This window comes from Natronorubrum marinum, from assembly GCF_052040125.1.
Lineage (GTDB): Archaea > Halobacteriota > Halobacteria > Halobacteriales > Natrialbaceae > Natronorubrum.
On sequence record NZ_JBPPFV010000002.1, the window covers coordinates 668,334 to 682,525 of the forward strand.

13 protein-coding genes are annotated in these 14,192 nt (G+C 65.1%); 6 read left to right on the plus strand and 7 right to left on the minus strand.

What is annotated here, in order from left to right; genetic code table 11:
- Positions 1-31: 31 nt before the first annotated feature.
- A complete protein-coding gene (gdhB, locus tag ACSFC5_RS12965) occupies positions 32-1,318 on the minus strand; it encodes a glutamate dehydrogenase GdhB (RefSeq protein ID WP_440765669.1) in 1,287 nt (428 codons plus the stop codon).
- A 154-nt stretch (positions 1,319-1,472) separates the two neighbouring features.
- Between gdhB and ACSFC5_RS12970 the strand changes: the two genes are divergently transcribed.
- The gene (locus tag ACSFC5_RS12970; RefSeq protein ID WP_440765670.1) at positions 1,473-2,873 is read left to right on the plus strand and encodes an NAD-dependent succinate-semialdehyde dehydrogenase; all 1,401 of its coding nucleotides are present in this window, start codon (positions 1,473-1,475) and stop codon (positions 2,871-2,873) included.
- Positions 2,874-2,948: 75 nt separating this feature from the next.
- On the opposite strand, the gene ACSFC5_RS12975 is transcribed toward ACSFC5_RS12970, so the two are convergent.
- Complete coding sequence (locus tag ACSFC5_RS12975) at positions 2,949-3,758, minus strand: carboxypeptidase-like regulatory domain-containing protein (protein WP_440765671.1); 810 nt, start codon at positions 3,756-3,758, stop codon at positions 2,949-2,951.
- 372 nt (positions 3,759-4,130) lie between these two features.
- Between ACSFC5_RS12975 and ACSFC5_RS12980 the strand changes: the two genes are divergently transcribed.
- Positions 4,131-4,589 carry a MaoC family dehydratase gene (locus ACSFC5_RS12980; RefSeq protein ID WP_440765672.1) on the plus strand — a complete coding sequence of 153 codons (459 nt, stop codon included), beginning with the start codon at positions 4,131-4,133 and terminating at the stop codon, positions 4,587-4,589.
- 3 nt (positions 4,590-4,592) lie between these two features.
- Complete coding sequence (locus ACSFC5_RS12985) at positions 4,593-5,306, plus strand: PH domain-containing protein (protein WP_440765673.1); 714 nt, start codon at positions 4,593-4,595, stop codon at positions 5,304-5,306.
- A gap of 53 nt (positions 5,307-5,359) precedes the next feature.
- Here the strand turns inward: ACSFC5_RS12985 and ACSFC5_RS12990 are convergent, their stop codons facing one another.
- Entirely contained in the window at positions 5,360-5,710 is a 351-nt protein-coding gene (locus tag ACSFC5_RS12990; RefSeq protein ID WP_440765674.1) for a DUF5658 family protein, read from the minus strand.
- Positions 5,711-6,050: 340 nt separating this feature from the next.
- Positions 6,051-7,865 (minus strand): acyl-CoA carboxylase subunit beta, encoded by a 1,815-nt coding sequence (locus ACSFC5_RS12995; RefSeq protein ID WP_440765675.1) that lies wholly within the window; start codon positions 7,863-7,865, stop codon positions 6,051-6,053.
- A 634-nt stretch (positions 7,866-8,499) separates the two neighbouring features.
- On the opposite strand from ACSFC5_RS12995, the gene ACSFC5_RS13000 reads away from it, so the two are divergent.
- Both ACSFC5_RS13000 and ACSFC5_RS13005 read left to right on the plus strand, forming a co-directional pair.
- Positions 8,500-9,672 (plus strand): hypothetical protein, encoded by a 1,173-nt coding sequence (locus ACSFC5_RS13000; protein ID WP_440765676.1) that lies wholly within the window; start codon positions 8,500-8,502, stop codon positions 9,670-9,672.
- A 50-nt stretch (positions 9,673-9,722) separates the two neighbouring features.
- Positions 9,723-9,944 (plus strand): DUF8119 family protein, encoded by a 222-nt coding sequence (locus ACSFC5_RS13005; RefSeq protein WP_440765677.1) that lies wholly within the window; start codon positions 9,723-9,725, stop codon positions 9,942-9,944.
- A gap of 50 nt (positions 9,945-9,994) precedes the next feature.
- Here the strand turns inward: ACSFC5_RS13005 and ACSFC5_RS13010 are convergent, their stop codons facing one another.
- The 3 genes from ACSFC5_RS13010 to ACSFC5_RS13020 form a co-directional block, all read right to left on the minus strand.
- Entirely contained in the window at positions 9,995-10,852 is an 858-nt protein-coding gene (locus ACSFC5_RS13010; protein ID WP_440765678.1) for a class 1 fructose-bisphosphatase, read from the minus strand.
- A gap of 2 nt (positions 10,853-10,854) precedes the next feature.
- Complete coding sequence (locus tag ACSFC5_RS13015; RefSeq protein WP_440765679.1) at positions 10,855-11,649, minus strand: class I fructose-bisphosphate aldolase; 795 nt, start codon at positions 11,647-11,649, stop codon at positions 10,855-10,857.
- A gap of 134 nt (positions 11,650-11,783) precedes the next feature.
- Complete coding sequence (locus ACSFC5_RS13020) at positions 11,784-12,563, minus strand: DUF7409 domain-containing protein (protein WP_440765680.1); 780 nt, start codon at positions 12,561-12,563, stop codon at positions 11,784-11,786.
- A 273-nt stretch (positions 12,564-12,836) separates the two neighbouring features.
- Here ACSFC5_RS13020 and ACSFC5_RS13025 point away from each other — a divergent pair, with 273 nt between their 5' ends.
- A complete protein-coding gene (locus ACSFC5_RS13025; protein WP_440765681.1) occupies positions 12,837-14,147 on the plus strand; it encodes a hypothetical protein in 1,311 nt (436 codons plus the stop codon).
- Positions 14,148-14,192: the final 45 nt, after the last annotated feature.

Consider the following 14,192-nt stretch of genomic DNA (forward strand, 5'->3'; position numbering starts at 1 on the left):
TGAGTCGATTTCGAGATCCGCACTGCTCTCGCTACGGCCAGAGTCCACGCGTCTCGTGGGCGTCCGCGATCCGCTCGAGCGCCACGATGTACGTCGCGTCGCGCCAGGTCACGTTTCGGGCCTCGTACTCCTTTCGAACGGCGTTCCAGGCCCGGAGCATCTCGGTCTCGAGTTCCTCGTTGACGCGTTCGAGCCGCCACTTCCGGCGGTTGATGTCCTGGAGCCACTCGAAGTAGCTAACCGTGACCCCGCCGGCGTTGGCGATGATGTCCGGGATGACGTGGATGCCGCGCTCCTCGAAGATTTCGTCGGCGCTCGAGGTCGTCGGCCCGTTGGCTCCCTCCACGATCATATCGGCACTAACGTCGCGGGCGTTCTCGGCGGTCAGGACGTTCCCGATTGCCGCCGGAATGAGCACGTCGACGTCCAACTCGAGGAGTTCGTCGTTCGTGAGCGTCTCGGGCGCATCGTAGCCCGAAACCATCCCCGGCGTCTCGTCGTGATCCTCGACGTCGTTGGTGTCGAGGCCGTCGGAATCGTAGATGGCTCCATCGACATCCGAAACCGCGACGACGGACGCACCGAGGTCGTCGAGATAGCGGGCCGCGTTGGCTCCGACGCTCCCGAACCCCTGAACCGCGACGGTCGTCTCCTCGCGATCCCACTCGTAGTAGTCGATCGCCTCGCGCGTAACGATGCCGACGCTGCGTCCGGGCGCTTCCTCTCGGCCGTACGAACCGCCGATCACGGGCGGTTTGCCGGTGACCACACCCGGCGTCGTCTCGCCTTCCTGCATCGAGTAGGCGTCCATGAACCAGGCCATCGTCTGTGGGCCGGTTCCCATGTCGGGAGCGGGGATGTCCTGCATCGGGCCGATAACGGGGCGGAGCTCCTCGGCGAAGCGACGGGTGAGTCGTTCCTTCTCGCCCGCGCTGAGTTCCTTCGGATCGACGACGACGCCACCCTTGCCGCCGCCGAAGGGGATGTCCATCACGGCGCACTTCCAGGTCATCCACATCGACAGCCCGACGCACTCCTCTTCGCTGACGTCGGGGTGGTAGCGCAATCCACCTTTGTACGGTCCGCGGACGCTGTCGTGGTGGGCGCGATACCCCGTGTACATCTCTCTCGAGCCGTCGTCGCGTTCTAACGGTACCGTCACGCGATAGACGCTCGTCGGGTGTCGCAGGCGCTCGACGATGCCTGCGTCGACGTCGAGGTGGGCGGCCGCTCGCTCGAGTTGGCGACGGGCGGTTTCGACGGCGCTCTCCGGGCCCGCCGATTCCGCCGGTTTCGCCGTTGGATCTGAGACGGTCATCGTGCGTTCGTCTACGCCGCGGCCGGGGAAGTACGTCGGCTTGCCAACGCACCCTTTCGAGGGCCGGATGCTCGCGACCGTCGATCGAACCGTTTGGGTCGCCCTTCCATAGCCACCCCCGCGTTTGAAGCGCCTCCTCGTGGTCGGACTTTCCATGTCCATCGAGAGCCAGAATCCGGCGACCGGCGAGGTAGTCGACACCTTCGACGAGACATCCGCAGAGGACCGCGAGGACCACCTCGAGCGCGCGATGGAGACGTTCGAGGAGTGGCGCGAGACGCCCGTCGAGCACCGCCAGCAGTTGCTGTCGACGGCGGCCGAGGTCCTTCGAGACGGTGCCGAGGAGTACGCCCAACTGATGACCGATGAGATGGGCAAACCCATCGGGCAGGCCCGCGACGAGGTCGAGAAGTGCGCATGGGTCTGTGAGTACTACGCCGAACACGCCGCCGAGTTCCTGTCGGACGACGTCGTCGCCGGCGAACCCGACGCGCGCACGGTCGTCGCCTACCAGCCGCTGGGGCCGATTCTGGCGATCATGCCGTGGAACTTCCCGTTCTGGCAGGTGTTCCGATTCGCCGCGCCGAACCTCGCGGCGGGTAACGTCGGCCTGCTGAAACACGCCTCGAACGTCCCCGGCTGTGCCAAGGCGATCGAGGATATCTTCCGCGAAGCCGGATTCCCGGAAGGTGCCTTCACCTCGCTGCTCATCGGCTCCGACGAGATCGCAGACGTGATCGCGGACGATCGAATTCAGGGGGTCACGCTCACCGGCAGCGACGGCGCGGGCCGCGCGGTCGCCGAAACCGCCGGCAGCGAACTCAAAAAGAGCGTCCTCGAACTCGGCGGCAGCGACCCCTTCGTCGTCCTCGAGGACGCGCCGATGGAGCAGACGGTCGAGACGGCGGTTCAGGCCCGCCTGATTAACAACGGCCAGTCCTGTATCGCGGCGAAGCGATTCATCGTCGTCGACGACGTCTACGACGAGTTCCTCGAGCGCTTCGTCGAGGAGATGGACGCCCAGACCGTCGGCGACCCGAGCGACGAGGCGACCGATATCGGCCCGCAGGCTCGCGAAGACCTCATGGAGGAACTCCACGGCCAGGTCGAGGAAACGCTCGAGAAAGGCGGCGAGTGCCGACTCGGCGGCGAGCCCATGGATCGCGACGGCGCGTTCTATCCGCCGACGGTACTGACCGAGGTTCCCGACGACGCCCCGGCCGACGACGAGGAACTGTTCGGTCCCGTTGCGTCGATCTTCCGCGTGCCCGACGAGGACGCCGCACTCGAGAAGGCCAACGCCACCCGGTTCGGTCTCGGCGCGAGCGTCTGGACGGACGACCTCGAGCGCGGCGAACGGGTCGCCCGACGGTTCGAATCGGGGCTCGCGTTCGTCAACGAACTCGTCAAATCCGACCCCCGACTCCCCTTCGGCGGCGTGAAGGACTCCGGCTACGGCCGCGAACTCGCGCGCGACGGCATTCGGGAGTTCGTGAACGCGAAGACGATCTGGGTGCAACGCGGCGCCGGCGACGAGACCGGCATGGTCGAGTGATGCACTCTCTGAACCCGAATGAAGACTTCGGGAGAAGTGAGGCAGGATGGCCGTTCACACCCACGTATCGTCCCGCTATCGGGATCGATTCCGATAGAGACCGACCGTCGCGGCGGCGATCATCGCGGCGAGAAACGTCCCCGCGAAAAACAGCAATGTGAGAACCTGTTCGCGATTTGTGGCTGGCGACGAGTCGTCGTCTCGGCTGTCGGATGACGACTCCGCTGCGGTCTCCCCGTCTCCGCTCCCGCCGTCCGCAGATTCGTCGTGTTCGGTGTCGTCCCTGCCGTCTTCGTCGTCACCGTCCGCTTCGCTGTTGCTCTCACCATCGTTTTCCTCGCTTTCGTCCTCGGCGTCCGCATCACGCTCTTCGTCTTTTCCGTCGCTCCGCCCGCCGTCGGACAACTGAACGTCTCGCGTCGTCACCTGACTCTCCCTGACAGTAACGCTCGAGCGTCGCGTGTTGTATCCCTCCGCGCTCGTCTCGAGCGAGTAGCTCCCCGGATCGATCTCGAACGCGTAGCTACCGTTTTCGCCGGTCGTCGCCTCACGATCGGTGCCTGCGACCCGAACCGTCGCCCCCTGCACCGGTTCGTCGTCGGGGTTCGTCACGGTACCCTCAACTTCCGTCGGTAGACGGGTGAGTACCACGTTTCGTCGCGTCCACTGACCGGCAGGAAGCTCTTGCGTCCACGTTTTAGATTCGAATCGATCCGCGGAGACGGTGACCTCGTACATTCCCGGCTCGAGTTCCAGATTGTAAGAGCCGATGTTGTTAGTCGTCGCCTCGCGATCGGAGTCGTTGACACGAACGACGGCGGTAAGGATCGGATCGCCGTCTTCGTCGGAGACGCTTCCGACGAGTCTGGTGGTACCATCGTGCAAGACAGCACTCGAGAATGTCGGTACTGATGTCTCAGAGGGGGGAACAGATTTCGCGTGGTGATCGACGGGTGCCGAGACAGCAACGGATTCGCCACCGATACTCGCGACACCACTACCGACCGCACAGAGAAGCAAGATACCGATCGCTACCAGAACTGCTGCATTCGCTCTCGGGTCGGTCGTCGACATGCGAATCCGATCAACTCGAGCGGTGATTCCGCCGCTCGAGACTATAGGGTATCGGACGACTCACCGCTCGATACGTAACTCATCGCTCGAGCGACGCCGAACGTGCTCCGCTCGAGTAGCGACGACCGTGGCCCACCTCGAGCGAGCACCACGCTTTTATCGGCGCTGTGCGACTCCGAACCTATGACCGGACTGTACTACGAGGAGTTCACCGTGGGTGAGACGATCGAGCACGAGCGCCGGCGGACGATCTCCGAGAGCGATAACCAGCGCTTCTGCGATATGACCATGAACCAGCAGCCGCTGCATCTGGACGGCGAGTTCGCGGGCGACACCCAGTTCGGTGAGCGACTGGTCAACGGCCTCTACACGATGTCGCTGGCCGTCGGCATCTCGATCCCGGAGACGACGGACGGGACGATCGTCGCGAACCTCTCCTACGACGACGTCGAGCATCCGAGCCCCGTCTTTCACGGCGATACGATCCGCGTCCAGTCGACGGTGACGGACAAACGCGAGACCAGCGACGGCGAGCGCGGGATCGTCACCATGCGCGTCGAGGTCCACACCCAGGACGACGACCTCGTCTGCGAGTTCGAACGCACCGTGCTCTCGCTGAAACGCGAGCACGCGGAGGCGTGACCGATGGCGAACTCACGAGTCGTTCCCGACGGCGACGACGGCCACGGTCTCGAGTGGCTCTCGCTGGACGACGACGAGTCGGTGCTCTGGTCCGGCGGCCCGGACCGGCGAACGATCGCGCCGACGGCGGCGCTGCTCGCCCTCCCGGCCCTCGCCTTGCTGGTCGTCCCGTTCAACGCGGCCGCCGGACTGGCACTCGCTGCCGTGCTGGCACTGGTCATCGGTCCGCTCGTCGCCTGGTCCGTGCTCTGGATCCGCAGGACCGACTACGTCGTGACCACCAGCGCCCTCTACGCGAAACAGGGAATTCTCTCGCGGGACGTCAAACGGATCGACTTCGAGAAGGTTCAGAACACCTCCTACAGCCAGAGCGCCATCGGAACGCGCGTCGGCTACGGCACGGTCGAGGTCAGCTCAGCCGGCGGCTCCGGCGTCGAGATGAGCTTCCGTTCCATTCCGGAGCCCCGGGAGATCCAGCAACTGATCAGCAGCCGCGTCTCGCCGGCTCGTTCGTCCCGCGACCGATCGAACGCGGACTCCGACACCGACGTCGACTCGGACGACGTGCTCGAGGAGATCCTCGTCGAACTGCGAGCGATTCGGACGGCACTCGAGGAGGGTGAGACGAACCGAACTCGCCCGTCCGAGTCACAGTCGACCGACGCCGACACCGAGAGCGTCACGCTCGAGCACGATTCGACCGACTCACAGCGGTAGACCCGTAGCAGCGTCCTCGCCGGATTGTGTACGGTGCGTCGACCGACGCTCCCTCAGATCGTCGTCGAGATCATGTAGAGATTGATGCAGACGGCAGCCGTCCACGGGATCGCGAGTCCCGCGGGAACGATCGCTCGGTAGGCCGTCGGCAGCATCGGTCGGCAGACCAGCCCGATCCCGATCGCGACCCCTTTGAGCGCGAGCATGCCGAGCAGTCCGTAGCCGTCGATCGCGCTTCGAGCGACCGGGTTCGATTCGGCCAGCCCCAGGTGGAGTCCGACGAACGTCGTCACGATGTCCCCGACGAGCGAGAGACCGACGAGGACCCAGAAGAACCGCTCGAGGGCGGCCGGCGAGATATCGACCGGAAGTTGGTGGTGTAGGTGTGCGGCGTCGGAACTCATACTCTCCCCGCCGGAGTCGAACCGGGCGTCGACGCGTCGACCGTCGGGAGCGTGCCGTTCGCACGCCATGCTTCCACCAAACGGGGTATTGTTATGTCAGGCGTAGGCCGCGTCAGCCCGACGCTTTCGGTCAGTAACGACCCTCAAACGCCGCGACAACGGTCTCGAACGATCTGCGCGATCGGCCAACGCGGCCCGGCGTCGACTCGAGACGCATATCTCCCGGACGAAGCGTAATTCCGAAGCAGGCGATTGCTGGCGGCGGAAAACAATGAGATAACAACACGAACGGGGTGTAACCGCGTAAGAAACCGAGGACTACCGGTGACGCGACTCCTCCTCAGAGCACGGTTCCGTGTTTCTTGTCCGGCAGCGACTTCTCGACGTCCTCGTAGAACGCAAAGCGGGCGGCGAGTTCCGCGCGCAACTCGCTGGGCGGGACGATCTCGTCGATGACGACCTCGCTGGCCATTCGGTGGATATCGATGTCCTCGCGGTACTCCTCGCGGAGCTCCCGTTCCATCCGTTCGCGCTCCTCGGGGTCGTCGATCTCGGAGAGCTTGCGGGCGTAGACCGCGTTGATCGCCGCCTCGGGCCCCATGATGGCGATCTCACCCGAGGGGAGTCCGATGACGCTCTCGGGATCGTAGGCGGGGCCGCCCATCGCGTAGATTCCCGCGCCGTAGGCCTTCCGGATGACGACGGTCTGTTTCGGCACCGTCGCCGACGACGTCGCGTAGATCATCTTCTTGCCCTGCTCCAAGATGCCCTCCTTTTCGACCTGCGAGCCGGCCATGAAGCCGGGCGTGTCACAGAGGTAGAGTAACGGAATGTTGAACGCGTCGGACTTCCAGACGAACTCCGCGGCCTTCTCGGCGGCGTCGGGGAAGATCGCTCCGGCCCGGTGGGCGGGCTGGTTAGCGACGATCCCCACGGGACGGCCGTCGATCCGAGCGTAGGCAGTGATGATCTCCGGGCCGTAATCGGGCCGTAACTCGAAGTAGGAGCCCGAATCCACGATCCGGTCGATGACGTCGGTCATGTCGTAGCCCTTGTTCGGCGACTGCGGGACGACGGCGTCGATCCCCTCCGGCGACCGCGCCGGCGAGGTCGGCTCCTGCTGTGGCGGCTTCTCGTCCGAGTTGTCCGGCAGGTAGGTGATCAGCTGGGCGACGAGCTCGCGGGCGTGTTCCTCGTCCTTCGCGATCAGATCGGCGGAACCGGACTCCCGAGCGTGGATCTGCGGGCCGCCGAGCTCCTCGAGGTCGATTTCCTCGCCGGTGACCATCTGGACCATCCGCGGGCTCGCGATCGCCATCGCGGACATCCCCTCGACCATGATCGTGAAGTCGGCGAAGACGGGCGTGTACGCGGCCCCGGCGATACAGGGGCCGTAGAGGACACAGACCTGCGGCACTCGTCCCGAGAGCATCGAGTGATTGTAGTAATACTTCCCGATTCCCTCCCGGTTTGCGAAAAAGCCGGTCTGCTGGTCGATCCGGCCGCCGGAGGAGTCCATCAGGTAGAACACCGGCCGGCCGGTCTTCAGCGCGCGCTGTTGCATCCGCAGGAACTTCTCGACGCCCTTCTTGGCCATGCTCCCGCGCTTGACGGTGTAGTCGTTGGCCATGAAGTGAACGTCGCGGCCCTCGAAGGTCGCCCCGCCGGTGATGAGACCGTCGGCCGGCAGTCGGTCGTCCGTCTCCTCGCCCGTTCCGTCGGGGTGCCAGTCGTCGAACGCCGCGAACCTGCCGTCCTCGAACTGGAACGCGCTGTTCTCGCCGTCGAACCAGAGCGCGAGGCGATCCCGGACGAACAGCTTCTCCGAATCCGCGAGCTGATCGCGGTACTTCTCGGGACCGCCCTCGAGAATGTCCGCGATCTCCGCGCGAAGCCGTCGCTCGCGGTCGGTCGGCTCGAGATCGTCTTGCCGGTCGGCACCGACGGAGCCGCGCTGTGGAGCGTCGGCGTCCGAAGCGGCATCGACGTCCCGTTCGGTCGACCGCTCCGATTCGGGCGAACCGTCGTGGCTCGCCAGCGGCTCGTCCTCGTCGCCGACGTACACTTCGACGGATTCACCGACGTGTTCGGCCAGTGCGGCGGCGATAGCGGCCGCTTCCTCGTCAGACGCCCCTGCCGCGATACGAACGTGCATGATAGACGATGTGTGGGGGGAACCAAAAACCGTTTTCGTCGGCCGGGCTCGATCGCTCGTCGATCCAGAATCGGAGTTGATGGCGACTCGAGTGCGGTCTCGTCGGCCGAGCCCGACCGAGCACGCCGCTCACCGGCGAGCGACCTGGAGCGAGGAAGCTACTGGAGCACGGAGCCCTCGAAAGGTACGGCGGAGAGGAGAAAACGGTTCGCGTCCGACCGCCACTGATCGTTCGGAACTCGCCACGAGGGATGAGGAGGATCGCGTGTCGTGGACGCGAACCGATCGGGAGTGAGTCGTACCGTCGGGCACCTGGTGCCCGCCAGTAGCTGCCTTCGTGGTCACCAGCACGAAGACAGGTATTGCTGGACGGGGAACTGACACGAACGCTCGCGTTCAGTCGTGCAGGTTTTATAATAGGTTGGGTTTGTGATCACCTACGAACGTTTCGGTGCGCCGGTGTTGGCGTGTAGCGACCCACGCGACGGCCAGTACAAAACAAGTAGCAGGTGCAGGCACAACCGCTATCGCCGATTTCCACGTTACATTCGACCGTCATCGACCCTCCCGTGTACGTGAACATTAGCTTTGGCGTCGTGAACTGAACGGACATTGCAGACACCAGAATCGCGGTATGGAAGGCACACACACTGAGCATCTCGTCCACCGGATCGCCACGATCCGCGACCGGATCGAGGCCGGCATGGATCGTCGCGAGTTTCTTCGGACCCTCGTTACCGGCGGCTACGCACTCGGCGTCGCCGGGGCGCTCGGCGTCGACGATTTCCTCGCAGCCGACGACGGCGAGGTTCCTATCGTCACGGCACACGTCCGAGCCGATCCCGACGACCCGTGGTCGCTCGAGGAACGGACGCGATACGTCCCCGCCGAGTGGTACGCATCCGTCACGAAAGCCCTCGAGTTGAACGAGTTGCTCGCGCGAACGGCGTTGACCGGCTATCTCGGAAGCGCGGTCGTTCCCGGATCCTACGACAGCGGAACGGCCACCGTCTCCGTCGGTATCTCGAGTGATCCGAGCTCGCTCAAGGAATCGTTTGACGGACTGTTGGACGGGATCTCGCTCGATATCGAGACGATCGGCGACATCGAAGAAATCGAGCAGGGACCCCAAAATATCGAGCCGCGAGTCGTCGACTCCGTCACGAGCGACGACGTTCCCAGCGGCGTCGCCTGCGAGACGGCGAACAGCATCGCGACGCTCGGCCCCGTCATGTACGACCCGAGCAGCGAATCGGAGTTCTTCGTGACGGCCGAACACGCGTTCGACGGCGGCGCCGATACGAACGGCGATTACCTCAGCCTCCCGGTCGACGGGAGCGACTCCGTCGAACTCGGTCCCGTCTCACACGCCCACCCGGCGGAGGACGTCGCCGCGATCACGCCCGAAGGACGGGTTCAGCCCTCGAACGCGATCGACACGCCGTCGCCGTCGCGCGCCCGCGGCCAACTCACCCGGCTCGGACTCGCGGACCTCATCGCCCGCGACGAGGAACTCGAGAAGGTCGGTGCGGTGACCGGACACACGACGGGCAAGATTCAGGGGATCGACGCGGTCACCTGCTTCACCGATAACTTCTGTCGGCACGGCCAGATTCGCTGGGGCGGCGAGATGGATCTGACCGACGGCGACAGCGGCTCGGTGAGCTACTACGCCGACCCCATCGGCGACGACGAGGACGTCCTCATCGCGGGCTTCAACAACGCTCGCACCTGGTGGCCGGGACAGAGCTACGTCTGGGGCGTCGGCGCCTATCGACTCACCGAGAACTACGGCTATCACTTCTAACTACCCCGAACTGCAACGGTACGACCCTACACCCACTTCCACCTCAACCCATGGCAACCGATACTCAGACCGGCTCCGATCGCTCCGACCAACCCGGGATCGTGAGATCCGTCGCCCGACTCGCCGGCGATCTACTCATCGCCACCTGCTGGGTCGTGTTTCTGACGCTGGTCTTTCTCGGGACCACGTGGCCCCAGTGGGCGTTTTACCTGCTGTTGATACTCGGCGTCGGCCTGTACGTCACTTTCACGGCCGCGTGGCGTAGCGGCTGAACGGCGGCGAAATCGACGAGTCGAACGAATAATAGTGTCCGAGGGATGGCTTACTCGAGAACGGTCTCGAGGCGGTCGATCCACTCGGCGTTGCCGACGTGCAGCGGGACCCTGTCGTGGAGGTCGGTCGGCTCCACCTCGAGGATCGACTGGCTCCCGTCGGAGGAGCGACCGCCGGCCGACTCGACGACGTAGGCGATCGGGTTCCCCTCGAACTGGAGTCGGAGCTTCCCTCGCGGGCTGTCCTCGAGGGCGGGATAGGCGAAGATTCCGCCGTAGGTCAGCACCTGGTTGACGTCGCCGATCATCGCGCCGCCGTAGCGGAGCTTGTTGCTCGGATCGGACTCGATCTCGCGGGCGTACTCGCGGAAGTCGTCGGGCCAGTCAGGGACTCGACCGCCGAAGCCGTAGACGAGCGGGTCGTCCGAGATCGTTACGTCCTCCTCGACGACGGTTCGGCCGCCGCCGGTGAGTTCGTACTTCGTGACCGTCCCGTCGCGGGCGTAGGCCATCGTCGTGATCGGCCCGTAGAGGACGAATCCCGCGGCGACGAGCGCATCGCCCGGTGCGGGGAGGGGCTCGTCGTAGATGCCGAACACCGTCCCCATCGTATTGTTCGACTTGAGGTTCGACGAGCCGTCGAGCGGGTCGACGGCGACGCAGTAGGCCTCGTCCCCGCCGTCGATGATCTCGGATCGCTCCTCGCTCGCGTACTGGGCGACGCCGTCGATCGACGACAGTCGGTCGGCGAGCAATTCGTCGGCCCAGACGTCCGCCTCGGCCTGAACCTCCCCGCTCGGGTTCGTCTCGTCGGCTTTCCCTCGACGACCGATCAACCCCTGTCGGATTTCCGAGGCTGAGCGGGCGATCGTGGCGACGACGTTGTCGATCGGATCCGTATCACTCATCCCTACTCGGTCGCCTCGAGTGCGGCGTCGGCCGTCTCCTCCTCGTAGATGACTCGCTCAAGGGCGTCGAGGAGCTGGGTCGGGTCCTCGCGCTGCCAGACGTTGCGGCCGACGGCGAGACCCTTGCAGCCGGCGTTGACGGCGGCCTCGACGGTCGAGAGGAACTCGTAGTCGGAGGTCTTCGAGCCGCCGCTCATGACGACCTTCATGTCGCCGGCGGCCGCACAGGCGTGTTCCATCGCCTCGGGGCTGCCGGGGTACTTGACCTTCGCGATGTCGGCGCCGATCTCGAGGGCGATCCGGGTCGCGTAGGAGATCGTGCCGGGCTTGGTGTCGTTTTTCAGTCCCTGTCCGCGCGGATAGGACCACATGACCATCGGCAGGTCGTGCTCGCGGGCGCTCTCCTGGGCGTCGCGGAACTCCTCGTACATCTCGACCTCGTGGTTCGACCCGCTGTAGACGGTGAAGCCGACGGCGTCGGCGCCGAGTTCGGCCGCGTAGTCGACCGAACAGTTGACCGGCGAGTCGGGTTCGCCCATCCAGAGGTTCGAGGTCCCGTTTAACTTCAGGAGGAGGTTGACGTCGTCCTCGTAGCTGGGGTAGTAGCCCTCGGCGACGCCCTTCTGGACGGCCATCGCGGTGACGGCGTCGTGCGTCGCCGTCTCGAACACCGTCGACGGGTCGAGCTTTTCCGGGACGTCCTCGAAGTCGACTGGACCGTGCTCTAACCCGTGGTCCATCGCCAAAATCAGTGACTTGCCGTCGCGGACGATCGGTGAATCGTCGATCGGAATCATCTGTAAGTGGGTCCAACAGGCCGCTATAAATCTCTGATGGTCCGGATTGTCGAAATTGCGTACAATCGTAGTTATCTCCGCCGAGATACGGTCGATTCTCCCTCATTTGTTGCAGTTTGCCGAGCCACTCGTTGTCACTCGAGCAGTTCTCGGGCGTTGTGTCGCCACGTTCGAACGTGGACGACGTTCAGCTCGAGCACGCGAGCGACGTCGAACGCACTGATCGTCGCCAGTCGCTCCGCCGAGCGAATTCCGGCCTCGGCCAACTCGTCGGCGTCGTCGGGACCGACGCCGGTCACCGCCGTCACGGGCGTCGGTTTCGGCCACGGCCGCTCCGACGGTTTCTCCCGGCCGACCGCCGCGACGGGAGACGCGTCGTACTCGAACGCCTGCCAGTCTTCGTCCGCACTGACGGCGATCCACTCCCGTTCGGCGGCGCCGAGTCCGCGAACCTCGTCCGACCGGCGGTCGAGGTCGCCGTCGCTCTCGAACGACCACGGGAGCGAGAACCGCCGTCGGAGCGTCCCCGCAGTCGCTTCGTCGAGTCCGGCATCCAGCAACATTCGATAGGAGTACTCCTTGTCCGGAATCGCGTCGGGTTCGATATCGGCCGCCTCCAGAGCCGTCCGCTCGTCGGACTCGAGTCGCGACCGACCGTCGGTAGCGCTCTCGTCGGTCGGCCGATCCTCGGCGGCCTCGAGCACCTGCTGTTCGTCGAACGCGAGTACGACACCCTCGTCGGCGTCAATGCTAGCGTCGGCAGCGGCGACACTGCCGTCGGCGTCGGCAGCGACAGCAGCGGGATCGACGTCGAGATCGACCGAAATACCGATTCCGAGATCGACGGTCTCGGTGCTATCGTTGTCGCTTCTCGTGTCCGCATCCCGCTCCCTGACGGCGTTGTTCTTGCTCACGCGACCCACCAGTTATCAGTAGCTCACACTGTTTCGCCTTGAAGGTTGTCCTCGGAGTGGAACTACAGTGCATCGGCCAAGGCAGCCGACTCGAGCCAGCACGCAGCCGCGACCGATATCGGCCGCGACCTGAAGACGGCCTCGTCTTACACGCTCGATTCCGTCGGCTGTCGATCCCGTCGGATCGCGCCGTCAATTGATCTGTCACCAACACCGATCGATCGTATCAATTCAGCGGAATCTATTTGTAAAAGACGTACATACGTCGAAACAATGCGGCCCGCCCGACTCGCACTCGCCGTCCTGTGTTGTACCCTCCTCACACTGGCCGGTGTCGCCGTCGTCGTTGGTGCACCCCCACCGACGTCCCTCTGTGGCGTCTGTGGTCCCGGAGTCGCCGACGATTCCGAAATCGACGGCTCGACCGGGCCCGGGACGCTCGACATCTATGTCGACGAAACCGGGGACTCGCTCTGGAGCGCCCGCGTTCCCGTCACCGATTCGGCTGCCGATCGATACCGGACCAACGAGACTGCACTCGAGACCGCGGTCGATGACGCCTGGGTTTCGCCCCACGCGGCCGGCGGCGACGTTCGAGCCGTGGAGTCAACCCTCGATGACGAGACCGTCGTCGTGAACTACACCGTCGACGATGTCGCGCGGACGGGCGTCGGTGGCGCCTGGCTCGTCGATTACTTCGCCGATGTCCCGTCGAACACCCGCTACTCGGTGACCGCCGAGCGGGTGACGATCCACGCACCCGAGGGAACGGTCGTCACGAACGACCCCGCCCGCGCCAGCGTCGACGGGAATACCGCGACGTGGACGCGGAGCGACGACTCCGCATCCGGCGGCGATTTCGACCGACTGACGTACGTCACCTACGGCGAGGACAGTGTCCGCGGCACCGCGAGCGGCTACGCCACGATCGGTCTCGAACGCGGCCCACCCGCCTTGGAACGGGGCGTTCTCGGCGGCCTCGTCCCCGGAACGCTGCTCTTGCTCGCGGGAGTAGCCGTTGGACGCTACGACCCGGGCCGCGAGACGCTTCCTCCGGCGACCCTCGAGCGACTGTTCGTCGCCGTCGGAGCGATCGGTACGATCGGATGTCTCGCCCTGAGCGTCGCGGCGACCGGTCGACTGCTCAGTCCCGGACTCGGCGCGCTGAGCGCACTCGGTATCGGGTACGCCTCGATCGGCATTGCGGCTCGCCGGAGCAAGTATCGACACAGCACTCGCGGAGTGGCCGGCATCGCGGCGCTCGTGACTCTCGGCACTGGCATATTGTTGTGGCTCTTCGGCGGTCCGGTGGCCGTCGTCGTCCTCCCCTTCGCACTGGCTACCGCGTGCTTCTTGCCGCTCGGACACGCTTCGGCGACCCGGTCGAAGCCCTCCGTTCCGCTTCTCTTCGCGGTGCTCTCGGCGTTCGTACTGATCGCCGGAGCCGTCTGCCTGGCGTATCTTGCCACGCCGGTGGGATTCGGCGTGATCCTCTACTGGCTCGTGTTGGCGTTCTGGGCGGCCGCCATCGTCGTGTTCGGCTATCCGCTCGGCCTCATGGGCCGTCGGCTCGCCGGAGCGTAACCACCGATGGAATCGCCGCTGAACCTATCGAGGCGAAACGGATCG